This window comes from Bacillus sp. PS217 (assembly GCF_037963535.1).
In the GTDB taxonomy this organism is placed as follows: Bacteria; Bacillota; Bacilli; order Bacillales; family Bacillaceae; genus Bacillus; species Bacillus subtilis.
Map to the genome: position 1 here is coordinate 930,740 of NZ_CP150157.1, position 22,649 is coordinate 953,388.

The following is a 22,649-nucleotide window of genomic DNA, read 5'->3' on the forward strand; positions in this document are numbered from 1 at the left end:
AGATGCCGTTTATTACAAAAATATCAACGCAAAAAAAGAATACGGAACGCTTCAATATTTTTCTGGATGATAAATACGCCTTCAGCGTGGACGCGGATGTGCTCGTGAAATTTGAGCTCAAGAAGGGAAAAGAACTCGATGATCTTGACATCATTGAGATTCAATACGGCGATGAAGTGAAGAAAGGCTTCAACCGTGCGCTTGACTTTTTATCCTATCGAATGCGGTCGACGAAAGAGGTCGAGGACCACTTAAAGAAAAAAGAAACCTCGCCCCCCGTCATTGCGGAAGTCATCCATAGGCTTAACGATTACAAGTACTTAAACGACCAGGAATTTGCCTCAGCCTATGTCAGCACTCACAAAAAAACAAACGGAAAAGGCCCTGATGTTTTGTTCAGAGAGCTAAGAGCGAAGGGAATTGATGACGATACAATTAAGGAGGCGCTAAGTTCCTTTTCCTTTGAGGATCAGACAAGGGAAGCGGTCAAGCATGTTGAAAAGCTTCTCAAAAAAGATAAAAAACTTTCGACGAAAGAACTTAAACAGCGCGCCCAGCTGCAGCTTCAGCGCAAGGGCTTCTCATTTGATGTTATCAGCGCGGCGATGGATCAGATTGAATATGAAAATGATGAAGACACAGAGAAAGAAGCGCTGCGCCTTCACGCGGAAAAAGCGTTTAGAAAATACCGCTATGACGGCTCATATGAAAGCGCCATGAAGGTCAAACAATTTTTATTCCGCAAAGGATTCTCACTCGATTTAATCGAGCAATTACTGCAGGAAGAGGAGTACTGAAATGGAGAAACGATACAGTCAAATGACACCTCACGAACTTAATACCGAAATCGCATTACTTTCTGAAAAAGCAAGAAAAGCCGAACAGCATGGAATCATAAACGAACTGGCAGTGCTCGAACGGAAAATTACGATGGCAAAAGCATATTTGCTGAACCCGGAAGATTACTCACCGGGAGAAACATATCGTGTGGAAGACACTGAGGACGAGTTTACCATCAGTTATTTAAATGGCGTTTTCGCATGGGGATACAGAACCTCTTCCCCTCAGCAAGAGGAAGCGCTGCCAATCTCAGTATTGAAAGAAAAAGATTAAAGCGTAACGGGGAGGCTGATGATCAGCCTCTTTTTGTTTGCAGCACATTTACACGAATTCTTAAAGAAAAAATCATTGAATTCACTTGAAAAATCTTTTAAGATGAAACTCGTTGTTTTTTAAAATCAAAGGAGGCGATGACGTTGAGTATCAAAAACCCATCTGTAAAATTTATTATATTTGTTCTTATGATTTGTACATTTTCAATCGGCTATACAGAATACGCGGTGATGGGTATTTTGACGTCGATTGCCAATGACTTTCATATACAGGTTTCATCCGCAGGGCTTCTTGTCACGGCTTATGCGGCAAGCGTTTGTTTGACAGGGCCGCTCGTCACCATCATTTCCGTCAAGCTTCCGAGAAAGCCTGTGCTTCTTGGGCTGATGGCGATATTTATCCTTTCCAACCTGATGAGCGCACTGGCGCCGAATTTTGCTGTATTGGCCATTTCAAGAATTTTATCTGCGTCCATACACGGCGCTTTCTTCGCGATTGCCATGGTATTCGCAAGTGAAATGGTTCCGCCGGAAAAGCGTGCTGCAGCTGCTGCTTCAATGAACGGCGGACTGACAGTGGCTCTAATGCTTGGTGTTCCATTCGGCTCTTATCTCGGAGATGTCCTGAATTGGAGAGCGGTGTTTTCCATCATTACGGCACTTGGTGTCATCGGATTTTTAGGCCTTATGGCTGCCGTGCCGAACAGAAAACCAAAAGTGATCCCAATGCTTATGAATGAGTGGGGGGTTTTTAAACACAAACAAGTGCTGTTTTCCTTCGCGATTACCATTTTAGGCTATTCCGGTGTCTTTATCGCCTACACCTTTATCGAACCCATTTTGAGGCATTCAGCCGGATTCAGCACGGTTGGCATTACAGGTGCTCTCTTTGCGTATGGATTGGGAGGCGTTGCCGGGAATTTCTTTGCTGGAAAAGTACCGCTGCCTTTGCTGACTCGGACGATGATCGGCGTAATGATCGGTTTAATCGGTGTTCTGGCTGTATTTCCTTACATCGCCATTTACCCGGCTGCAGCCATTGTGGCAACGTTCCTATTCGGGGCATGCGCATTCGGCACGCCGCCTCTTCTGCAAACAAAGGTCATTTCCTCATCTGAGGGCGGCACAACCATTGCCGCAGCTGTCAGCGTATCAGCATTTAACCTTGCCAATGCCCTTGGTGCATGGATCGGCGGAATGATTTTAAACGGAACAGGCTCTTATTCCTGGCTGTTTGCAGGAGGTGCGCTTATGACTGCATGCGGACTTGTGCTTTCTACCTTCGCACACTTATCAGAAAAGAAGAGCGTCTACGAATATCAAGTCAATAAAGGGTAAAAACAGCTGCAGTGTATGCAGCTGTTCTTCTTTACCGTTTGCCTGAGGCTCTCATTCTTTCTTGAGGATGCTGATTGATAGATCCGTCAGCACGCTTTGAAGCATAATCGTCCTTTGCTCTCGGTTCACCCTGAAATTTGTTTTCGTTTTCGTAAGGAAATCCTTTTTCTTTATTTCGGACCATGTCATATCCCCCTAGATTCGAGATCAAAAAGTTGCGTCTTTCCAGATGAAGACGTAAGGTTAGTATATGGAGAACACTACGTAATAAAGCGTTATTTTTTTCCTGAAGAAAGGAGACTGCACATATGAATATGTACATTGAGAAACTGACTAATCTGCTTCTGGAAAAGAACGAGATGATCAGCTATATACAGGCAAAAACGTGGGTGGAATTGTTATGGAGCGATTTCGAAGCAACCTATGCAAAAGCCGGACACGCCTATCAAGGTGAAAAAATGACTGAAAAAATCGTCACACAATGGATTGAAAACTATGGCGGCCAGCTCCACCTTTTTCAAAGCTCCCGTAACGACGTGAATGATTACTTAAATCAAAGCAGAGGCCTTTTGCATTAAAAACCTGCCGTTAACGACCGGCAGGTTTTTTCATTTTCTTAAAATTACCTTAACAGGAAGAAATCATAAACAAAACATGTTTCACCAGCCTGTCAATCAGGGAATACCACTTATATCTTGTCAAAATGCGAGGAGGAGCTTTATATGAAAAAGAAACAAGTAATGCTCGCTTTAACAGCTGCCGCAGGACTGGGTTTGACAGCACTTCATTCCGCTCCCGCAGCAAAAGCTGCGCCCCTTCACGACATATCTGTCAGCATGCCATCATCCGATACTTACATCATAAAAGCAGGAAAACTGAATGTCCGGACTGAGCCAAATCATGAAGGTGATATTCTCGGCACTGTATCATCAGAACAAAAGGTAAAAGTCGATAGGTTCGTAAATGCCGATTGGGCTCAAATTTATTTCAAAGGAAAGAAAGCATATATTTCAACTCACTTTTTAATGAAAACCGCAAGCCAAGCGAAAACAACGAAACAGACAGCCTTCTATGCACCGACGCCCGAAAATGGAAAAGCTAAACAGCTCTCATCTGGAACAGAGGTGACAATACTTGGGTGGGGATTCAGTGAAAACGGCGGATTTGACTTCACTTGGGCGTTCGTGGATTATGGCGGAGTTAAAGGCTATATTCACACAAAGGATTTACAAATGCGATAAAAAGGCAGGCCGAGGCTTGTCTTTTTGCCTATGCATGAAACATTTCTTCTTTCTGCACGTAACAATGAGAAAGGAGATGATGATATGACGGGTTTAGTCGGCGGAGGGCTTATGATCATTGCGGGCATACTGATCAAACTGTTTCCTCCCAAATCGATCAACAGTGTGTACGGATACAGAACGAGACGCTCAATGTCAGATCAAAGATTATGGAATGAAGCGAACCGTTACAGTGCATCATTAATGATCCTGTCAGGCTTGGTGATTGCGGGAATGGGTTTGCTGCTGGGATCAAACTTGTTTATTCTTCAGCTTATCATGCTGATTGCCGCCAGTGTCATAACATTTATGCTAACGGAGAAAAGGCTGAAAATCATGACGCACAGTCAAGGAGGAGATTGAAGTGGACGGAGTTAAATGCCAGTTTGTCAATACGAACGGAATCACGCTCCACGTTGCAGCCGCAGGACCGGAAGACGGCCCGTTAATTGTCCTGCTCCATGGATTTCCTGAGTTTTGGTACGGCTGGAAAAATCAAATCAAACCGCTTGTTGATGCGGGTTACCGGGTCATTGCTCCTGATCAGCGGGGCTACAATCTCAGTGACAAACCGGAAGGAATTGATTCATATCGGATTGATACATTAAGAGATGATATCATCGGGCTTATTACGCAATTCACTGATGAAAAAGCAATTGTCATCGGTCATGACTGGGGAGGGGCTGTCGCATGGCATTTGGCTTCCACACGCCCGGAATATCTTGAAAAACTGATCGCGATCAATATCCCGCACCCGCACGTCATGAAAACCGTAACGCCGCTTTATCCGCCGCAATGGCTGAAAAGCTCGTATATCGCATACTTCCAGCTCCCCGATATACCGGAGGCATCACTAAGGGAAAATGATTATGAAACATTAGACAAAGCGATTGGATTATCCGACCGTCCCGCGCTTTTTACATCCGAGGATGTCAGCAGGTACAAAGAAGCGTGGAAACAGCCGGGCGCGCTGACAGCTATGCTGAACTGGTACAGAGCCCTCAGAAAAGGAAGCTTGGCAGAGAAACCCTCTTACGAAACAGTACCTTACCGAATGATCTGGGGAATGGAAGACCGCTTTTTGAGCAGAAAGCTTGCGAAAGAGACGGAAAGGCATTGCCCGAATGGACATCTCATCTTTGTTGATGAAGCTTCCCATTGGATTAACCACGAAAAGCCAGCCATCGTCAATCAGCTGATTTTGGAATATCTTAAGAACCAATAAGCTAAAATTTCTCTCCATCCGTCTGTCATAATGGCAGACTTTTTCTGTGCGTTTTTTTCATAGTCTGTTTTAAACATGACAAAATAACATTAAAAATCATGAATGTCACCATAAAATTGTAACAAAAAACAGGTTTAAACGACTTTAAAAAAAGGAATAGCCTTACTGAAGATTTGTGTAAAACTCCCCTAAGGCAATACTTAAAAAGAATAATAAAAAGAAGGTGCCTTAATGAAGCAAGGATTAATCTCGATTATTATCCCGTCTTACAATGAAGGGTATAATGTCAAACTCATTCATGAATCTTTAAAAAAGGAATTTAAAAACATTCATTATGACTATGAAATATTCTTCATAAACGACGGAAGTGTTGATGACACGCTTCAGCAGATCAAAGACTTGGCAGCGACGTGCAGCCGGGTAAAATATATATCTTTTTCTCGAAACTTTGGAAAAGAAGCCGCAATTTTGGCGGGCTTTGAGCATGTTCAGGGCGAGGCGGTTATTGTCATGGATGCTGATCTGCAGCATCCGACATATTTGCTGAAGGAATTTATCAAAGGCTACGAAGAAGGGTATGACCAAGTCATTGCTCAAAGGAACAGAAAAGGGGACAGCTTTGTCCGCTCACTCTTATCATCTATGTATTACAAGTTCATTAATAAAGCGGTTGAAGTCGATTTGCGTGACGGTGTCGGTGACTTCAGATTGTTAAGCCGCCAAGCTGTGAATGCACTTTTGAAGCTGAGCGAAGGAAACCGCTTCTCAAAAGGCCTTTTTTGCTGGATTGGCTTTGATCAGAAAATTGTATTTTATGAAAATGTCGAACGAAAAAACGGCACCTCCAAATGGTCGTTCAGCAGTCTGTTTAACTACGGAATGGACGGCGTCGTTTCATTTAATCATAAGCCGCTGAGATTATGTTTTTATACAGGCATTTTCATCCTGCTGCTTTCCATCATTTATATCATTGCCACATTCGTTAAAATTCTGACTAACGGTATTTCTGTGCCTGGGTATTTCACCATTATCTCAGCAGTGTTATTTCTCGGCGGAGTACAGCTGTTAAGTCTTGGAATAATAGGTGAATATATCGGCCGAATCTATTATGAAACAAAAAAACGCCCGCATTATTTGATCAAAGAGGCGAATATCCCGAACAAAGACCTGCCTGAAACGAACGAATTAAAAAGCATGCGGCGTCTGACAAAAATGCACTGAAAATACCAAGCGCCATTGGCAGTGCTTTTTTTGCGTGTCTATTATCTTAAAAGCAAGACTGGAGAATTCATATGAAAAGAAAACATATCATGATCTATGCGGCCAGTTTGCTGGTGTCCGTTCTGGCACACGCTTTTTTTGTGAAAGAATGGGCGGAAGGCAGGTATATGACAGGTCCGGGTGACGGGCTTGCGCAAATGATCGTATTTAAAAAATTATTATTTGACCAATATACACACGGGAATTTTTTCTACAATTATTCATTCGGACTTGGCGGCGGCACATTCAGTCAGCTCGGCTATTATTTTTCTGCGTCTTTTCTTTTTCTTGCTGTGTCTGCCGCTGTTTGGCTGCTTCAAGCCGTCCAGCTGATCGGAGAAGCGGATACGCTTTTTTGGGCAGAGTCAGCTGTTTTTATCAGTATTTTCAAATTGAGCTTGATCATCTTTACGTCCGCTTCTGTTTTTCATTATCTTCTTAAGCACAGGGCGGCATCGTTCACGGGAGCCGTGTTATACGGCGTCTCAATTATTTATTTCCGTCACGAAGCGTATTGGGAATTTTTCACCGATACAATGGTTTGGCTTCCGCTGCTTGTGCTTGGCGCAGAAAAAATTATTAGAGAGCGGCGTCCGGCGTGGTTTATCGTTGCGTGTTCGCTGACGTTAATCAACAATTTTTACTTTGCATACATAAACCTTATATTCATCGGAATCTATGTGCTGTTCAGATGGCTGATCCGTTTGGAACCACATGAAGAGAAAAGATGGATTCAAATCAGATTATTTCTCGTTTCAGGCTTCATTTCTTTTGGCATCAGTGCGGCGGCGTTTGTGCCGGTAGTATACGGTTTTTTAAACAACCTGCGCCCTCCATACAGCCAGAAAATAGAGTGGCTCAATTTCGATGATAATATCTTATTTTCGAGCCGGATCATCATTGTGCCGGCCGCTTTTCTGCTGTTTTTGTTTATTATTTCTTTTTACAAAAACCGTGTGTTTCGTCTCTTTGCCGGGTTGAGCCTGCTGTTTATTCTGTTTCATTTCAGTCCGTATGCGGCAAGCGTCTTTAACGGTTTTTCCGCCCCGCAAAACCGGTTTGAATATGTTCTGGCCTTTACCATTGCGGGAGCAGCTGCGGCTGGTTTGTCACAGCTGTCTGAATTGAAACGGAAAGAACTGCTCCCGGCCGCAGCTGTCGTCCTGCTTCTTTACTTGTATCATATCCAAAGGTATAAGCTCGATATATGGAAGCCTGCGAATGAAAGTATTCTATTGCTCTTACTCATGACAATCGCAGCCTTGTTTGCTGCAGCTTTTGCGAAAAAACGGGCAAAAATGGCTGTGTACGGTATAATCATTCTTTCTTCGCTGTTTGTCGCCAACTCCTATCAAAAATACGCGCTCTCAGAAGGCGGCGATTTGGACAGTGTGACAAAAGAATATCTTACAAGTGAGGAATACAGAGGGCGGGAATCATCTGAGCTCATCAGACGTTTACAGAAGGAAGACGATGACCCGCTCATGAGAATCGACTGGATGAACGGGGTCCGCAATAATACGCCAATCATTTACGGATTTAATGGCTTCAGCGCGTATTCCAGCATTTTAAACAAAGATCTGCTGGCCTTCTATTGGAATGATTTAAGCATCGATATGGGCAGGGAAAGCGTCAGCCGTTACGCGTCATTGGGAGACAGGGCGAATTTATACAGCCTGCTTTACGGCAAATATTATATGACCGAAAAAACAAACGAAGCCAGCGTCCCGTACGGCTTCAAAAAGCATTTAGAAACAGAGCATTATGCAGTTTATGAGAATCAGTACATGCTTCCATTCGTTAAAACAGCGGATGCCATATACAGCGAAAGTGAGCTGGACCGATTGCCCGCTCTTGCGAAAGAACAGGCGATGCTGAAAGGAATTATATTAAAAGATCCATCAGGAAAAACGGAGCAGACACCAAAACCGTCCAATTTGATCACCAAGTCGGACATCACCGCAAAACAAGCCCAGTATCAAAACGGGCTGCTAACCGTAACTGGAGAAAACGGAGGAGAGCTGATCATCACCCCGAAACAGCCATCATCCGCTCCGGGAGACTACTATGTCAGCTTTTATTTGAAAAGCAAAGCAAAAGACAAAGGATTTACATTAAAGGTAAATGATTATGTCACAACAAGGAAATCGAACAAATCGATCTATAAAACCGGAGTAAATAATATAACGGTAAGAGTGCCTAAATCAGGCCATATCTCAATCAATCTTCCGAAAGGAACCTATGAGCTGAGAAACATAGCGCTCTATGAAGAAAATTACCAAACGCTGAAAAACGCTGTAATGCAAAATAAAACAGAGAAAGCAGACAAACTGAATTGGAACAAAAATCGACTGACCTTTTCCTATCATCTGTCAAAAGACCAGTACATCATGCTTCCGATCCCATATGAAAAAGGCTGGGAGCTGAAGATCAACGGAAAAACACAGAAGATCGAAAAAGCGGATTATGCTTTTATAGGCTTCAAGGCGCAAAAGGGAGACAATCACATTGAGCTGACTTACTATCCGCCATACTTCAAAATATCGGCGATCATATCTCTCGTCAGTCTGCTGCTTGCTGTTTTTTATATAAGACGTAAAAAGCCCGGCTCTATATAGAGCCGAGCTTTAATTTTTTCTGAAGTTTTTCTTCGCTGAATATCCATCCCGTATAGGATGAACGAATCGTGAGATCATGGCCGATATGAACAATTGCGACAAACGGATAATGGCCTTTGCTCCGATAACGCAGGTCGATAAATCTCACCTCATAATGATCTTTAAACGTATCCACTTCCCACCGGTAAACCGGAGAAAAGGACAGAAACGCCGCGATGTTATCATCCTGCTTTGCCGCATGCATTACATCGGTTTCAGGAACAGGCACCCGATTAAATGTATCCAGAATCACGACATGTCCTTCCATGCTTCTTCCTACATAGAAAGCATGTGCTGTCGTCACTGCGATTCGCCATTGCCTGAATTTCATCGTTGGAGAAATAATAATGCTTTCGATCTCATCATGAATCATCTCATGAAGCTTCCGTTTAATTCTCAGCTGCATGATCAGGCGCACCAAGTAGTAGCCTACCAATATGATATATAAGCTGAGAAACGTGATGCCGGGACTCCCGCCTGCATACCAAATCGCGATAGCTGCCAGATGGCTGATAAAAATAAACGGATCAAACGTATTAATCAGCCCGAGCGCAACCCATTTTTTCGAAAACGGACGAATGGCTTGTGTTCCATAGGCGTTGAATATATCAACAAAGACATGCAGAACGACTGCCAGCAGTGTCCACAGCCACAGGTGCAGAAAATCGGCCTGAGGATAAAATAAATACAGAATCGCCGGGATGATGACAGACCAAAACAAAACGGCGGGAATTGAATGGGTAAATCCTCTGTGATTCCTTATATAAACAGCATTGTTTTTAAGCTTTAACACAGTATCAATATCCGGAGCCTGAGAGCCCGCAAGCGTTGCGATCATAACAGCGTGAGCCATTGCCGGATCTGATCCGACAACAGGATCAAGCGTCGCAATACCGCCCAGTGCGATGCCCATAACGACATGTGTGCCCGTATCCATAGGTGACCTCCTTGCAGGGTGATCCTGCACATTCACTTTGTAAGAAATTCCCCATTTTCATATACCCAATTTTTAAACTGATTCAATCGTTCTCATATGTTTCCGCTTTTTCTTTATTACTATTTAATGTAACATATTATCGTACTGTGCCCTTAGTGTACAACAAAAAACAGTCTAAAGAAAAGCGGGGCGCGAAAGACTGGGGAGAAACACATATGAACGTACTTGAAGACAAATTAAAACAAAAAGACATACAGCAATTTCGCGATGATTTAATCTCATGGTTTGAACGAGAGCAGCGCGTTCTGCCGTGGAGAGAGGACCAAGATCCATATAAAGTGTGGGTATCTGAAGTGATGCTGCAGCAAACGAGAGTAGAGACAGTGATTCCTTACTTTCTCCGGTTTGTAGAACAATTCCCGACAGTGGAAGCGCTCGCTGATGCTGATGAAGAAAAGGTGCTGAAAGCATGGGAAGGGCTCGGCTATTATTCGCGAGTCAGAAACCTGCAAAGCGCGGTAAAAGAAGTGAAACAGGAATACGGCGGCATTGTCCCTCCAGACGAGAAAGATTTTGGCGGGTTAAAAGGCGTCGGCCCTTATACAAAGGGAGCGGTGCTCAGCATTGCCTACAATAAACCCATTCCCGCGGTTGACGGAAATGTGATGCGTGTCATGTCCAGAATTCTATCTATTTGGGATGATATTGCCAAACCAAAAACAAGAACGATCTTTGAAGACGCCATACGAGCTTTTATTTCCAAAGAAAAACCATCTGAATTTAATCAGGGCTTGATGGAGCTTGGAGCCTTGATCTGTACGCCAAAATCACCCTCATGCCTGCTTTGCCCGGTTCAGCAGCATTGCTCAGCATTTGAAGAAGGCACTGAACGGGAGCTTCCGGTAAAAAGCAAAAAGAAAAAGCCCGGGATCAAAACCATGGCCGCGATCGTACTGACTGATGAAGACGGACAAGTGTATATCCACAAACGGCCGTCTAAAGGTTTGCTCGCCAACCTGTGGGAATTCCCGAATCTTGAAACACAAAAAGGGATCAAAACTGAGCGTGAACAGCTCATTGCTTTCTTAGAAAACGAATATGGCATACAAGCTGATATCAGTGATCTGCAAGGTGTAGTCGAGCATGTTTTCACCCACCTGGTATGGAATATTTCAGTGTTTTTCGGTAAAGTAAAACAAGTGTCGGATACCAGCAAGCTGAAAAAAGTAACGAAAGAAGAGCTCGAACAATTTGCGTTCCCGGTGTCACATCAAAAAATCTGGAAGATGGCAGTAGAAGCAGCCGTCATCTCGGCTGCTCCGTAAACCATTCTTAATCGTAAGAGACGCGCGTGCCGTGGCTGTAGTCCGCTTCATTGCGCTTCATTCCGCCGCGCGCTTCAATTTCTTGCGTTAATTCCCGGTATTTTGATTGGCCTTCTTCGTTCAAATAAGGCATAATTTGCTGAAAGGCATGATGAAAATAAGCGAGTTCACTGTTCTTCCAATCTTTTTTGGAAACCATGTTCAATTCGCTCATATCACGTCCGACATACATAACAGAAGACCCCCTTTAAAGTTCTTGCCATTATTGTTTGTGGAAATAAAAGAACTATACGCTACAAGGAGATGAGGAAAAATGGAACAAAATAAATGTGCACTCGTAACAGGAAGCAGCCGCGGTGTCGGAAAAGCGGCCGCGATCAGACTTGCTGAGAACGGCTATAACATCGTCATTAACTATGCACGCAGCAAAAAAGCAGCATTAGAAACAGCGGAAGAAATCGAAAAGCTTGGCGTTAAAGTGCTTGTCGTAAAAGCAAACGTAGGACAGCCTGCAAAAATCAAAGAAATGTTTCAGCAAATTGATGAAACGTTCGGCAGACTTGATGTTTTTGTCAATAATGCCGCTTCAGGAGTACTAAGACCTGTCATGGAATTAGAAGAAACACACTGGGACTGGACGATGAACATTAATGCGAAAGCATTGCTTTTCTGCGCTCAGGAAGCTGCCAAGCTAATGGAGAAGAACGGTGGCGGGCATATTGTCAGCATTAGTTCATTAGGCTCTATCCGCTATCTTGAAAACTACACCACGGTCGGTGTATCAAAAGCAGCGTTAGAGGCTTTAACCCGTTATCTTGCCGTTGAGCTTTCACCAAAACAAATTATCGTCAATGCTGTTTCAGGCGGAGCGATCGACACAGATGCGCTGAAGCACTTCCCGAATAGAGAAGATCTGCTTGAGGATGCGCGCCAAAATACGCCGGCGGGACGCATGGTCGAAATTAAAGACATGGTTGATACTGTGGAGTTTCTAGTGTCTTCCAAGGCTGACATGATCCGCGGACAGACAATTATCGTTGACGGCGGACGCTCACTGCTCGTTTAAAAATTTTTAAAAAAGAGGAATAGCTATACGATCACCTGCACATTCTAATGACCGTGGAGGTGATAACAATGGCTAACTCAAATAACTTCAGCAAAACAAACGCTCAACAAGTTAGAAAACAAAACCAACAATCAGCTGCTGGTCAAGGTCAATTTGGCACTGAATTTGCTAGCGAAACAAACGCTCAGCAAGTCAGAAAACAAAACCAGCAATCAGCTGGACAACAAGGTCAATTCGGCACTGAATTCGCTAGTGAAACTGACGCACAGCAGGTAAGACAGCAAAACCAATCTGCTGAACAAAACAAACAACAAAACAGCTAATCACTGAAACAGAAAAAAGCACTTCATCTTCGGGTGGAAGTGCTTTTTTCTGTTTGGAAAACGACAAAACTTGTGGAAGGTCTACAGAATGAGTCAAAGGGTTTGCTTTACGGAGATCGAAATGATTAAAGGAGGAAATGTTTATACTTCCATCAGGCTGAAGGAGGAACCGATGACCGAATTTGAAAAGCTGGTAAGTGAACAGATGAAAACGATGGATAAGCTTCTCGATCTCCAATCAGAGCTCGACCGCTGCAAACAAATTGAGGCGGAACTCCGGCATTTGGAAAGGGATGCAAGGCTGCGTGGGATTCAGGCTGAAATTGCGGTAAAACGGAAACACCTTGCCGATATACAGGATATGTTTCAAAAGCAGACAGAGCAGGTCATTCGTTCATATCGCAGCTCAGAAAAGCCGTCTTCCTTTGTGTAGTGCAGGAATGTGCCATTCCCCGGCCGGAATGGCTCTTTTATTTTCATTTTTCAATTTGTAACGTTATAATAGGTAAAAGACGTTGTCGGTAAGCAAATTTGGACATACTAACTGTAGGGCTTTATAGAAAGTAGGGGAGAAATATGGGCTATCCCAAGGAAGGAGAAACCATTCAAATTCACAGCTATAAGCACAACGGGCTGATTCATAGAATTTGGAATGAGACAACAATCTTAAAAAGTACAGAAATGTGTGTCATCGGAGCCAATGACCGGACGATGGTAACCGAATCAGACGGCCGGACATGGATAACCAGAGAGCCCGCAATCTGTTATTTTCACGCAAGACAATGGTTTAATGTCATCGGGATGCTGAGGGAAGACGGGGTTCATTATTATTGCAACATCAGTTCTCCGTTTGCCTATGATGGCGAAGCAATTAAATATATTGATTATGACTTAGATGTTAAGGTTTTTCCTGACATGACCTACAATATTCTCGATGAAGACGAATATGATGATCATCGGAAAGCCATGAATTATCCAAAAGAAATCGACAGTATTTTAAGAGACTACTTAAATACGCTGCTCCATTGGATTCACCAGCGTCAGGGACCGTTTGCGCCCGAGTTTGTCGATATGTGGTATGAACGGTATTTGCGCTATACAAAATAATGGTTACGTAAAAACCTGTTGCGGGGTACAACAGGTTTTTCACATGGGCTCACACACATCATGAGAAATAGAGAGGGGGAATCAACGTGGGGGTTATGAAACGCTACATGCAATTCGTCAAACCTTATAAGAAGCAAATTTTCGTTACAGTGTTAATCGGGATCGTAAAATTCTCCATTCCGCTTGCTCTCCCATTGCTTCTGAAGTACGTAGTTGACGACATTATTCAAGGAGGCGGCACGGCCAGTGACAAAACCACGTCATTGTTCACGATTATGGCGATCATGTTCGCCTTATTTTTAATTTTGCGCCCGCCTGTTGAATATTACCGGCAATATTTTGCCCAGTGGACTGCCAGCAAGGTGCTTTATGATATAAGAGCTAAGCTGTTTGACCATATACAAAAACTGAGCCTTCGTTTTTACGCGAATACAAGAACAGGGGAAGTCATTTCCCGAGTGATTAATGATGTAGAACAAACAAAGGATTTCGTCATCACAGGGCTGATGAATATATGGCTCGATATGCTGACGATATTGATCGTGATCTCTATCATGCTCACACTGGACGTTAAATTAACGCTGATCTCTATCGTATTATTCCCATTATACGGAATATCAGTGAAGTATTTTTACGGCCGTTTACGAAAGCTGACAAGGGAGCGCTCACAGGCTCTTGCTCAAGTGCAGGGGCATTTGCACGAACGCATTCAAGGCATGCCTGTCATCAGAAGCTTTGCGATAGAAGATCATGAACAGGCTCAATTTAATGAGAAAAACGGTCATTTCTTAGATAAAGCCATCCGCCACACGAATTGGAACGCCAAAACCTTTGCGGTCGTTAATACCATTACAGATTTGGCGCCGCTCATCGTCATAGCGTGCGCCGGGTATTTTGTCATTAATGGACCACTGACAGTCGGAACAATGGTCGCGTTTGTCGGATATATTGACAGAATGTACAACCCTGTTAGAAGGCTGATCAATTCCTCTACAACTTTGACACAGTCAATCGCATCAATGGACAGGGTGTTTGAATTTATTGACGAGCCCTATGAACTCACTGACAAACCAAATGCGATAAAGGCCGATCAGATTCGCGGAGGAGTGGAGTTTCAAAACGTTTCGTTTCAATATGAGAAGGACAAAGAAAATATTCTTCATGATGTATCCTTAAAAGTAAATAGAGGAGAAACTGTAGCTCTCGTCGGCATGAGCGGAGGAGGAAAATCAACGCTCGTCAGCCTGATCCCAAGATTTTATGATGTAACAAGCGGCAGACTGCTGATTGATGGGACGGATATTCGCGATTATGAAGCAAGAAGCCTTCGCAACCAGGTTGGTATGGTGCTTCAGGATACCTTTTTATTTAGTGAAACGATTCGGGAAAATATCGTGATCGGCAAGCCTGATGCCACACTTGAAGAGATAATCGAAGCCGCCAAAGCTGCAAATGCCCATGAATTTATCATGAGTTTTCCAGAAGGATATGAGACCCGGGTGGGAGAACGAGGCGTTAAGCTTTCAGGCGGACAAAAGCAGCGGATCTCAATTGCGCGGGTATTCCTGAAAAATCCGCCGCTCCTCATTTTAGATGAAGCTACATCAGCTCTGGATTTGGAAAGTGAGCATTACATTCAAGAAGCGATGGACAAACTGGCGAAGGATAGAACAACTTTTGTTGTCGCCCACCGTTTATCGACAATCACCCATGCGGATAAGATTGTTGTCATGGAAAACGGCACAATCATTGAAATCGGAACCCATGATGAACTCATGGACTATGAGAGCCAGTACAAGCATTTATTTACCATTCAAAATTTGAACTAAAACATCAATCTTATATCCTTTTAACGAAGGATATAAGATTTTTTTGTGTATAAAAAAACCCGGCTGTTTAACCGGGTTACTCTTCTGTTTCTATTTCGCAGTCTTTCGGATGATACGTTTGAAAACTTGTGATAAGTGTTTCTAAATGTTCAAGCTGCTCGCGATATTCCACGGCGCTTGCCATAATATTAAGCATGTTGTAATCAATAAGCTCCTCATCCGTATTCTGCTGATTTTTTAAAAATGACTTTGTTAAAAGCTGCTTATACCGGATGCCTTCTTCAACCGCGTCATCATGCGGCTTGATTTTTCCGACAAACCTCATCAAAATCCGTTCGTGCCAGTAAAGCAGGTAATCAAGTTCTTCAGTCAATGTTTCCTGAAACTCTTCCGGCATATGATAGATCTCGTTTTCCAGACGATGCAGCTTCTTCAATGTATCAAGCGCCCGATTTGCAGTAATAATGGCCTGTCTGAACAGGACAAGCTTTCTTGATTTCACATAAGTCGTTTTCTTAAAGTAACTTCTTTCTTCTTTATATAGAAGATATGTCTGATCAAGCTTGATCATTTTTTCTTTCAGTTTTTCAATATCCTCTTTCAAAATCGAATGCTCTGTCGACTGCCGCATGGACAATCTGATCCACTTCATAATTTCTTCGGTGTTTTCGACGGTATTATGAATCAGCTTTGTTTCGTACTTAGGAGGCAAAAACACAAGGTTGACGATAAAGGAAGAAAGCACCCCTAAGATGACTGTGCTTGTTCTGATCAGCGCGAACATTAAAAAGTCGTCACCGGCAGATTCTAATATCGCAATGACTGTTACAAGAGCAATTGAAATTGTATGTTCAATTTTAAGTTTCAGCATGATTGTAATGACAATAACTGCTGTTAACCCGATCATAATCGGGCTGGGTCCGAAAATAAGGCCGAACACTGTGGCAATCACAGCTCCGATGATATTTGCTTGAACCTGATCAATAATAATGAGAAAAGAGCGGTAAATCGACGGCTGGATCGCAAATATCGCTGCAATTCCAGCGAAAATCGGCGCGGGAAGCCCGATCCACGAAGCCAAATAAAGGGCAAGTGTAATCGCAATCCCGGTTTTGAAAATGCGGGCACCAAGTTTCATTGGTTTGTGCGTGCATTCCTTTCTATAGTAAATTGTGTGACATAGCAAATGGGCTAATCCTTAAAATTCCCGGTTAGTTTATTTGCTAAACAATTAAGTAATATACAGGGATCGATACAAATATTCAAGCTATTTTTCTAGAAAAAGACCAAAATCTTACACGTTGTTTGATTCCATAAAAAAAACAGGAGCTCAAAGCTCCTGTTCAAGGTATTTGATTCTAGTTTTTTAGATGTTTAAATGCATCCTCGACCGCTGCAAGCGTGTCTTTAATATCCTGCTCTGTATGTGCTGTGGTAATAAACCAAGCTTCATACTTAGAAGGTGCTAAATTAATTCCGCGTTCCAGCATCAGCTTAAAAAACGTAGCGAATGTTTCTCCGTCACTCCGTTCAGCCTGCTCGTAATTTTCCACTTTCTCATCAGAGAAATATACCGTGAGCGCACCTTTTAACCGGTTGACCGTAATGGTGATGCCGTGTGTTTCTGCGTGCTTCAAAATGCCTTCCTCAAGCATAGCGCCAAGGTGATCAAGCTTTTCATACACGCCTTCCTCTTTAAGCACTTCCAGACAAGCGATGCCTGATAGGATGGAAGCGGGGTTCCCTGCCATTGTTCCTGCTTGATAAGCAGGCCCTAGCGGAGCTACCTGCTCCATGATTTCTTTTTTGCCGCCATAGGCGCCAATCGGAAGTCCGCCGCCGATAATTTTCCCGAGTGCTGTTAAATCTGGTTTCACCTGTAAGAGATCCTGCGCGCCGCCATACATAAAGCGGAAAGCCGTAATGACTTCATCGTAAATAACGAGAGCGCCTGCATTATGTGTCAATTCATTTACTTTTTCTAAGAAGCCCTCTTTCGGCTCGACGATACCGAAGTTGCCGACAATCGGTTCAACGAGAACCGCCGCGATTTCACTGCCCCATTTATCAAGAGCCGCTTTATAGCTATCGATATCATTAAATGGTACTGTGATCACTTCGTTTGCAATGCTTTTCGGTACACCGGCTGAGTCTGGCGTGCCGAGAGTAGACGGGCCGGAGCCTGCGGCGACAAGCACAAGGTCCGAATGCCCGTGATAACAGCCCGCAAATTTAATGATTTTTGTCCGGCCTGTATATGCGCGAGCCACGCGGATGGTCGTCATAACGGCTTCTGTACCCGAATTGACGAATCTTACTTTGTCCATAGCGGGAATGGCTTCTTTGAGCATCTTTGCAAATGTAACCTCGTGTTTCGTTGGTGTTCCATACAATACACCGTTCTCTGCCGCTTTTTTAATCGCTTCTGTAATATGCGGGTGGGCATGTCCTGTAATAATCGGACCGTACGCCGCTAAATAATCGATGTATTTGTTGCCGTCCACATCCCAAAAATAAGCGCCGCTTGCTTTCTCCATTGCAACAGGAGAACCGCCGCCGACTGCTTTATATGATCTAGACGGGCTGTTTACACCGCCGACAATGTGCTGTAATGCCTCATTGTGAAGTTCAATTGATTTTGTATGCAAGAATAAAAACCTCCTATATCTCCATGCGTCCTTTCTATTGTAGCATGCTTCCGAACAAGAACAATGGCTTCGGGCTTCAGATTCAGCTGAGATGGTTGTAATCTGGACAAGAATTGGATACGCTTAATAAAAAACATCCGGAGGTAACGTAATGACTATAGAAATCGGACAAAAAGCGCCTGATCTTGAGTTAAAAGGCGATCATGGGGAAACAGTAAAATTATCGGATTATAAAGGAAAGTACATCGTGCTTTATTTTTATCCAAAGGACATGACACCGGGATGTACAACTGAAGCATGCGATTTTCGGGACAGTCACGAAAGCTTCGCTGAACTGGATGCCGTCATTATCGGCGTCAGCCCGGACAGCCAGGAAAAACACGGAAAATTTAAAGAGAAGCATAACCTGCCATTTCTGCTTCTTGTTGATGACGAGCATGAGCTGGCGGAAGCATTTGATGTGTGGAAGCTGAAGAAAAACTTCGGAAAAGAGTATATGGGAATCGAGCGTTCCACTTTTTTAATTGATAAAGAAGGCCGGCTCATTAAAGAATGGAGAAAAGTAAAAGTAAAGGACCATGTAGCCGAAGCGCTTCAAACCCTCAAAGATATGTCGGAAAAGTAAATCTCTATGAGCCTATGCTTACTTTTACCCTGATATCAATTGACAAATTATCGTAGGAAGAGTTACACTAATTATAAACATTACAATGTAAGAATTTTTTTTAGAAGAGAGGTGCATGACGGATGGCTGCACATGAACTAAAAGAAGCCTTAGAAACGTTGAAGGAAACCGGAGTTCGCATTACTCCTCAACGTCATGCGATTCTGGAATATCTCGTTAACTCTATGGCTCATCCAACAGCGGACGATATATATAAAGCTCTGGAAGGGAAATTTCCTAACATGAGCGTAGCGACAGTATATAACAATTTGCGTGTGTTCCGGGAATCAGGTTTGGTAAAAGAGCTCACATACGGTGATGCTTCCAGCAGATTCGATTTTGTCACATCCGATCACTATCACGCGATTTGCGAAAACTGCGGGAAAATTGTGGACTTCCATTACCCGGGCCTTGACGAAGTTGAGCAGCTTGCTGCCCACGTCACGGGTTTCAAGGTAAGCCACCACCGTTTAGAAATTTACGGCGTCTGCCAAGAGTGTTCGAAAAAAGAAAATCATTAAAAATAAGCTGACCGCACGAAACGGTCAGCTTATTTTATTTCGATATTTTCTTTTTATTATAAGACTCATCAAATTCTTTTCCTTCTAATCCCTTATCTAAAGTCAGCGGCTCTCGGCAATGCATGCACATATCGACTCTTCCTAAAACCTTTGTCTCTTTTTCACAGCCCGGACAAATGACGCGAACCGCTTTGGTCGAAAGCATTCCGATCCAAAAGTAAACTACCGTGCTGAGACCGATGGATAAAAGTCCAAGTATCATAAACAAACTAGAAAGCAAAACTGACTCTTTAAAAAAGATCCCGATGTACATAATGATAAACCCAACGAAAACCAAACTTAACGCAAATGTTCTGATTTTATTAATTTTGCTGGAGTATTTCGCCATGTCCATCCCCCTCTGATTTAACTATAGCACAAACTCGATGGGATTTTCTTCATGTTTTCGGTTGAACTGGAATTTATATATGGAGAGTTACTGTGAAATTGTTTATAATAGTTCAATGTGTTTAGAAAAAAGGAATTTCGTTTTAACCATAGAATTGAATCAAATAGAGAATAAAAAAATTTGAACAATTGCATTGGAGGAATAGTGATGGAAAATCTTCTCCGTCCAATTTACCAAGAAAGAGCAAGTCATCCCAACACATTGGCTGTCATTATGATTGAGAGAAGAAACAAAACATCTTCCTTAACAGATAACTTTGATGCAGCTTTGCTGGTGATTGTAAAGGATGCTGATGAGCCAGTTTTTATAAAGCATTATGAATTTGATCATCAAACAGCTTCTTTGCATGTGGTAACAGATTCTCAGATTCAAGAATGGATTTTGCTCGGAACAAATAGAAGAATCATAGATTGGATTGTAAATGGCAGAGTTTTGTTTGACCGTAATGAATACGTAGTTGAACTGATTGACAGGCTGAATACATTTCCGTTTGCCGAACGTAAACTGAAGATCGGACTCGAATACGGCAAATTAATCAGAAGGTATGTTGAAGGGAAAGCTTTTTTTGAAGCCAATCAATTTTTAGATGCCTACAATGCCGTTGTTCATGCGCTGCATCATTTAGCACGTATTGAAGTAATCGACAGAGGATTCCATCCCGAAACCACGGTGTGGAGCCAAGTGCGCCAGATGGAGCCGCAAGTGTACAAATTATATTCCGAGCTGATTGAAAGTCATGAGAGCCTGGAAAAAAGACTTGAATTATTATTCTTAGCAAATGATTTTCTCATCCATTCCAAAGCCGAGATCGGTTCGGCGCATCTTTTCGAAGTAATGAAAGAAAAAGACATTTGGCAATTCGGTGAGCTTCTTCAACATCATGACCTAAAGCACTTTACCCAAGATCTTGGCGTTATGCTTGATTACTTGACAGAAAAGGGACTTATCAACGTCTGCCAGATAGAAACGAAAGGACAGGCTGTCTATCACCGAGGATATTCTTTTAAAAAAGATGTTGACTCTGATTCTTGACCGTGTTATATTATTAAACGTCGCTGATGCGCTTCTGAGAAAACAAGCTCACAGCGGCGGGAAAATAAATCAAAAAAACATTTGACAAAAGAAAGTCAAAATGTTATATTAATAAAGTCGCTTCAACAAGAAGTGAAAATGATCTTTGAAAACTAAACAAGACAAAACGTACCTGTTAATTCAGTTTTTAAAAATCGCACAGCGATGTGCGTAGTCAGTCAAACTAGGTCCTACACGACGCAGGTCACACAGGTGTCGCCGCAGGATGCGGTGAACTTAACCTGTGATCCATTTATCGGAGAGTTTGATCCTGGCTCAGGACGAACGCTGGCGGCGTGCCTAATACATGCAAGTCGAGCGGACAGATGGGAGCTTGCTCCCTGATGTTAGCGGCGGACGGGTGAGTAACACGTGGGTAACCTGCCTGTAAGACTGGGATAACTCCGGGAAACCGGGGCTAATACCGGATGGTTGTTTGAACCGCATGGTTCAAACATAAAAGGTGGCTTCGGCTACCACTTACAGATGGACCCGCGGCGCATTAGCTAGTTGGTGAGGTAACGGCTCACCAAGGCAACGATGCGTAGCCGACCTGAGAGGGTGATCGGCCACACTGGGACTGAGACACGGCCCAGACTCCTACGGGAGGCAGCAGTAGGGAATCTTCCGCAATGGACGAAAGTCTGACGGAGCAACGCCGCGTGAGTGATGAAGGTTTTCGGATCGTAAAGCTCTGTTGTTAGGGAAGAACAAGTACCGTTCGAATAGGGCGGTACCTTGACGGTACCTAACCAGAAAGCCACGGCTAACTACGTGCCAGCAGCCGCGGTAATACGTAGGTGGCAAGCGTTGTCCGGAATTATTGGGCGTAAAGGGCTCGCAGGCGGTTTCTTAAGTCTGATGTGAAAGCCCCCGGCTCAACCGGGGAGGGTCATTGGAAACTGGGGAACTTGAGTGCAGAAGAGGAGAGTGGAATTCCACGTGTAGCGGTGAAATGCGTAGAGATGTGGAGGAACACCAGTGGCGAAGGCGACTCTCTGGTCTGTAACTGACGCTGAGGAGCGAAAGCGTGGGGAGCGAACAGGATTAGATACCCTGGTAGTCCACGCCGTAAACGATGAGTGCTAAGTGTTAGGGGGTTTCCGCCCCTTAGTGCTGCAGCTAACGCATTAAGCACTCCGCCTGGGGAGTACGGTCGCAAGACTGAAACTCAAAGGAATTGACGGGGGCCCGCACAAGCGGTGGAGCATGTGGTTTAATTCGAAGCAACGCGAAGAACCTTACCAGGTCTTGACATCCTCTGACAATCCTAGAGATAGGACGTCCCCTTCGGGGGCAGAGTGACAGGTGGTGCATGGTTGTCGTCAGCTCGTGTCGTGAGATGTTGGGTTAAGTCCCGCAACGAGCGCAACCCTTGATCTTAGTTGCCAGCATTCAGTTGGGCACTCTAAGGTGACTGCCGGTGACAAACCGGAGGAAGGTGGGGATGACGTCAAATCATCATGCCCCTTATGACCTGGGCTACACACGTGCTACAATGGACAGAACAAAGGGCAGCGAAACCGCGAGGTTAAGCCAATCCCACAAATCTGTTCTCAGTTCGGATCGCAGTCTGCAACTCGACTGCGTGAAGCTGGAATCGCTAGTAATCGCGGATCAGCATGCCGCGGTGAATACGTTCCCGGGCCTTGTACACACCGCCCGTCACACCACGAGAGTTTGTAACACCCGAAGTCGGTGAGGTAACCTTTTAGGAGCCAGCCGCCGAAGGTGGGACAGATGATTGGGGTGAAGTCGTAACAAGGTAGCCGTATCGGAAGGTGCGGCTGGATCACCTCCTTTCTAAGGATATTATACGGAATATAAGACCTTGGGTC

At 43.8% G+C, this 22,649-nt stretch carries 24 protein-coding genes and 1 rRNA gene; 19 read left to right on the plus strand and 6 right to left on the minus strand.

Features of this window, described 5'->3' with window-relative positions; all coding sequences use genetic code 11:
• Positions 1-2: 2 nt before the first annotated feature.
• From recX to NSQ83_RS04810, 3 genes are all read left to right on the plus strand, one after another.
• Positions 3-797 (plus strand): recombination regulator RecX, encoded by a 795-nt coding sequence (recX, locus tag NSQ83_RS04800; RefSeq protein ID WP_038428646.1) that lies wholly within the window; start codon positions 3-5, stop codon positions 795-797.
• Between the two features lies 1 nt (position 798).
• Positions 799-1,113 (plus strand): YfhH family protein, encoded by a 315-nt coding sequence (locus NSQ83_RS04805; RefSeq protein ID WP_038428648.1) that lies wholly within the window; start codon positions 799-801, stop codon positions 1,111-1,113.
• A 143-nt stretch (positions 1,114-1,256) separates the two neighbouring features.
• A complete protein-coding gene (locus NSQ83_RS04810) occupies positions 1,257-2,450 on the plus strand; it encodes an MFS transporter (RefSeq protein ID WP_003243500.1) in 1,194 nt (397 codons plus the stop codon).
• A gap of 31 nt (positions 2,451-2,481) precedes the next feature.
• Here NSQ83_RS04810 and NSQ83_RS04815 read toward each other — a convergent pair whose 3' ends face one another.
• Positions 2,482-2,634, minus strand: coding sequence for a small, acid-soluble spore protein K (locus tag NSQ83_RS04815; RefSeq protein ID WP_003223241.1), 153 nt, complete (start codon positions 2,632-2,634; stop codon positions 2,482-2,484).
• 124 nt (positions 2,635-2,758) lie between these two features.
• Between NSQ83_RS04815 and NSQ83_RS04820 the strand changes: the two genes are divergently transcribed.
• The 6 genes from NSQ83_RS04820 to NSQ83_RS04845 all read left to right on the plus strand — a co-directional run bounded on the left by NSQ83_RS04820 (position 2,759) and on the right by NSQ83_RS04845 (position 8,833).
• Positions 2,759-3,028, plus strand: a complete 270-nt coding sequence (locus tag NSQ83_RS04820; protein WP_003243789.1) for a YfhJ family protein — start codon at positions 2,759-2,761, stop codon at positions 3,026-3,028.
• Between the two features lie 144 nt (positions 3,029-3,172).
• On the plus strand, positions 3,173-3,691 hold the full coding sequence (locus tag NSQ83_RS04825) for an SH3 domain-containing protein (RefSeq protein ID WP_029317456.1): 519 nt from the start codon (positions 3,173-3,175) through the stop codon (positions 3,689-3,691).
• Positions 3,692-3,775: 84 nt separating this feature from the next.
• On the plus strand, positions 3,776-4,093 hold the full coding sequence (spdL, locus tag NSQ83_RS04830) for an SdpC immunity protein SpdL (RefSeq protein ID WP_038428649.1): 318 nt from the start codon (positions 3,776-3,778) through the stop codon (positions 4,091-4,093).
• A 1-nt stretch (position 4,094) separates the two neighbouring features.
• A complete protein-coding gene (ephM, locus tag NSQ83_RS04835) occupies positions 4,095-4,955 on the plus strand; it encodes an epoxide hydrolase EphM (protein WP_014479220.1) in 861 nt (286 codons plus the stop codon).
• Positions 4,956-5,186: 231 nt separating this feature from the next.
• Entirely contained in the window at positions 5,187-6,176 is a 990-nt protein-coding gene (locus tag NSQ83_RS04840) for a glycosyltransferase family 2 protein (protein WP_003244113.1), read from the plus strand.
• 71 nt (positions 6,177-6,247) lie between these two features.
• Positions 6,248-8,833: a YfhO family protein gene (locus NSQ83_RS04845; RefSeq protein WP_198878900.1), complete on the plus strand. Its 2,586-nt coding sequence runs from the start codon at positions 6,248-6,250 to the stop codon at positions 8,831-8,833.
• Here NSQ83_RS04845 and NSQ83_RS04850 read toward each other — a convergent pair.
• Entirely contained in the window at positions 8,826-9,809 is a 984-nt protein-coding gene (locus tag NSQ83_RS04850; protein WP_003244136.1) for a metal-dependent hydrolase, read from the minus strand. The genes NSQ83_RS04845 and NSQ83_RS04850 overlap by 8 nt on opposite strands.
• Before the next feature lie 215 nt (positions 9,810-10,024).
• Between NSQ83_RS04850 and mutY the strand changes: the two genes are divergently transcribed.
• Entirely contained in the window at positions 10,025-11,134 is a 1,110-nt protein-coding gene (gene mutY / locus NSQ83_RS04855) for an A/G-specific adenine glycosylase (protein ID WP_198878899.1), read from the plus strand.
• Positions 11,135-11,141: 7 nt separating this feature from the next.
• Here mutY and NSQ83_RS04860 read toward each other — a convergent pair whose 3' ends face one another.
• Entirely contained in the window at positions 11,142-11,366 is a 225-nt protein-coding gene (locus NSQ83_RS04860; RefSeq protein WP_003233542.1) for a hypothetical protein, read from the minus strand.
• An 81-nt stretch (positions 11,367-11,447) separates the two neighbouring features.
• On the opposite strand from NSQ83_RS04860, the gene fabL reads away from it, so the two are divergent.
• From fabL to NSQ83_RS04885, 5 genes are all read left to right on the plus strand, one after another.
• Positions 11,448-12,200, plus strand: coding sequence for an enoyl-[acyl-carrier-protein] reductase FabL (gene fabL / locus NSQ83_RS04865; protein WP_003223262.1), 753 nt, complete (start codon positions 11,448-11,450; stop codon positions 12,198-12,200).
• 68 nt (positions 12,201-12,268) lie between these two features.
• The gene (sspE, locus tag NSQ83_RS04870; protein ID WP_003233541.1) at positions 12,269-12,523 is read left to right on the plus strand and encodes a gamma type acid-soluble spore protein SspE; all 255 of its coding nucleotides are present in this window, start codon (positions 12,269-12,271) and stop codon (positions 12,521-12,523) included.
• A gap of 172 nt (positions 12,524-12,695) precedes the next feature.
• Positions 12,696-12,956: a YgaB family protein gene (locus tag NSQ83_RS04875; protein ID WP_003242708.1), complete on the plus strand. Its 261-nt coding sequence runs from the start codon at positions 12,696-12,698 to the stop codon at positions 12,954-12,956.
• A gap of 143 nt (positions 12,957-13,099) precedes the next feature.
• On the plus strand, positions 13,100-13,630 hold the full coding sequence (locus tag NSQ83_RS04880) for a DUF402 domain-containing protein (RefSeq protein WP_003223272.1): 531 nt from the start codon (positions 13,100-13,102) through the stop codon (positions 13,628-13,630).
• 86 nt (positions 13,631-13,716) lie between these two features.
• Positions 13,717-15,459 (plus strand): ABC transporter ATP-binding protein, encoded by a 1,743-nt coding sequence (locus NSQ83_RS04885; RefSeq protein WP_198878898.1) that lies wholly within the window; start codon positions 13,717-13,719, stop codon positions 15,457-15,459.
• 76 nt (positions 15,460-15,535) lie between these two features.
• Here NSQ83_RS04885 and NSQ83_RS04890 read toward each other — a convergent pair whose 3' ends face one another.
• Together NSQ83_RS04890 and NSQ83_RS04895 are read right to left on the minus strand one after the other, a co-directional pair.
• Positions 15,536-16,597, minus strand: coding sequence for an aromatic acid exporter family protein (locus NSQ83_RS04890; protein ID WP_003233537.1), 1,062 nt, complete (start codon positions 16,595-16,597; stop codon positions 15,536-15,538).
• Between the two features lie 220 nt (positions 16,598-16,817).
• Positions 16,818-18,107 (minus strand): glutamate-1-semialdehyde 2,1-aminomutase, encoded by a 1,290-nt coding sequence (locus NSQ83_RS04895; RefSeq protein ID WP_128737674.1) that lies wholly within the window; start codon positions 18,105-18,107, stop codon positions 16,818-16,820.
• Positions 18,108-18,258: 151 nt separating this feature from the next.
• On the opposite strand from NSQ83_RS04895, the gene bcp reads away from it, so the two are divergent.
• Together bcp and perR are read left to right on the plus strand one after the other, a co-directional pair.
• The gene (gene bcp / locus NSQ83_RS04900) at positions 18,259-18,732 is read left to right on the plus strand and encodes a thioredoxin-dependent thiol peroxidase (RefSeq protein ID WP_024572676.1); all 474 of its coding nucleotides are present in this window, start codon (positions 18,259-18,261) and stop codon (positions 18,730-18,732) included.
• A 122-nt stretch (positions 18,733-18,854) separates the two neighbouring features.
• Positions 18,855-19,292 (plus strand): peroxide-responsive transcriptional repressor PerR, encoded by a 438-nt coding sequence (gene perR / locus NSQ83_RS04905; RefSeq protein ID WP_003223285.1) that lies wholly within the window; start codon positions 18,855-18,857, stop codon positions 19,290-19,292.
• A 34-nt stretch (positions 19,293-19,326) separates the two neighbouring features.
• Here perR and NSQ83_RS04910 read toward each other — a convergent pair whose 3' ends face one another.
• Complete coding sequence (locus NSQ83_RS04910; RefSeq protein ID WP_198878897.1) at positions 19,327-19,680, minus strand: YgzB family protein; 354 nt, start codon at positions 19,678-19,680, stop codon at positions 19,327-19,329.
• Positions 19,681-19,887: 207 nt separating this feature from the next.
• Here NSQ83_RS04910 and NSQ83_RS04915 point away from each other — a divergent pair, with 207 nt between their 5' ends.
• Together NSQ83_RS04915 and NSQ83_RS04920 are read left to right on the plus strand one after the other, a co-directional pair.
• Positions 19,888-20,772, plus strand: coding sequence for a nucleotidyltransferase-like protein (locus tag NSQ83_RS04915; protein WP_106074049.1), 885 nt, complete (start codon positions 19,888-19,890; stop codon positions 20,770-20,772).
• Between the two features lie 292 nt (positions 20,773-21,064).
• Positions 21,065-22,614, plus strand: a 16S ribosomal RNA gene (locus NSQ83_RS04920).
• Positions 22,615-22,649 lie beyond the last annotated feature (35 nt).

Excerpts from the sequence above, each read along its gene's own strand:
- NSQ83_RS04875 (WP_003242708.1), top strand. The coding sequence starts at position 12,696 with ATGACCGAATTTGAAAAGCTGGTAAGTGAACAGATGAAAACGATGGAT.
- NSQ83_RS04815 (WP_003223241.1), bottom strand. The coding sequence starts at position 2,634 with ATGGTCCGAAATAAAGAAAAAGGATTTCCTTACGAAAACGAAAACAAA.
- NSQ83_RS04880 (WP_003223272.1), top strand. The coding sequence starts at position 13,100 with ATGGGCTATCCCAAGGAAGGAGAAACCATTCAAATTCACAGCTATAAG.
- NSQ83_RS04845 (WP_198878900.1), top strand. The coding sequence starts at position 6,248 with ATGAAAAGAAAACATATCATGATCTATGCGGCCAGTTTGCTGGTGTCC.
- NSQ83_RS04890 (WP_003233537.1), bottom strand. The coding sequence starts at position 16,597 with ATGAAACTTGGTGCCCGCATTTTCAAAACCGGGATTGCGATTACACTT.
- NSQ83_RS04840 (WP_003244113.1), top strand. The coding sequence starts at position 5,187 with ATGAAGCAAGGATTAATCTCGATTATTATCCCGTCTTACAATGAAGGG.
- bcp (WP_024572676.1), top strand. The coding sequence starts at position 18,259 with ATGACTATAGAAATCGGACAAAAAGCGCCTGATCTTGAGTTAAAAGGC.
- NSQ83_RS04820 (WP_003243789.1), top strand. The coding sequence starts at position 2,759 with ATGAATATGTACATTGAGAAACTGACTAATCTGCTTCTGGAAAAGAAC.
- NSQ83_RS04850 (WP_003244136.1), bottom strand. The coding sequence starts at position 9,809 with ATGGATACGGGCACACATGTCGTTATGGGCATCGCACTGGGCGGTATT.
- NSQ83_RS04860 (WP_003233542.1), bottom strand. The coding sequence starts at position 11,366 with ATGTATGTCGGACGTGATATGAGCGAATTGAACATGGTTTCCAAAAAA.
- recX (WP_038428646.1), top strand. The coding sequence starts at position 3 with ATGCCGTTTATTACAAAAATATCAACGCAAAAAAAGAATACGGAACGC.
- perR (WP_003223285.1), top strand. The coding sequence starts at position 18,855 with ATGGCTGCACATGAACTAAAAGAAGCCTTAGAAACGTTGAAGGAAACC.
- spdL (WP_038428649.1), top strand. The coding sequence starts at position 3,776 with ATGACGGGTTTAGTCGGCGGAGGGCTTATGATCATTGCGGGCATACTG.
- NSQ83_RS04805 (WP_038428648.1), top strand. The coding sequence starts at position 799 with ATGGAGAAACGATACAGTCAAATGACACCTCACGAACTTAATACCGAA.
- fabL (WP_003223262.1), top strand. The coding sequence starts at position 11,448 with ATGGAACAAAATAAATGTGCACTCGTAACAGGAAGCAGCCGCGGTGTC.
- NSQ83_RS04825 (WP_029317456.1), top strand. The coding sequence starts at position 3,173 with ATGAAAAAGAAACAAGTAATGCTCGCTTTAACAGCTGCCGCAGGACTG.
- NSQ83_RS04915 (WP_106074049.1), top strand. The coding sequence starts at position 19,888 with ATGGAAAATCTTCTCCGTCCAATTTACCAAGAAAGAGCAAGTCATCCC.
- mutY (WP_198878899.1), top strand. The coding sequence starts at position 10,025 with ATGAACGTACTTGAAGACAAATTAAAACAAAAAGACATACAGCAATTT.
- sspE (WP_003233541.1), top strand. The coding sequence starts at position 12,269 with ATGGCTAACTCAAATAACTTCAGCAAAACAAACGCTCAACAAGTTAGA.
- NSQ83_RS04910 (WP_198878897.1), bottom strand. The coding sequence starts at position 19,680 with ATGGCGAAATACTCCAGCAAAATTAATAAAATCAGAACATTTGCGTTA.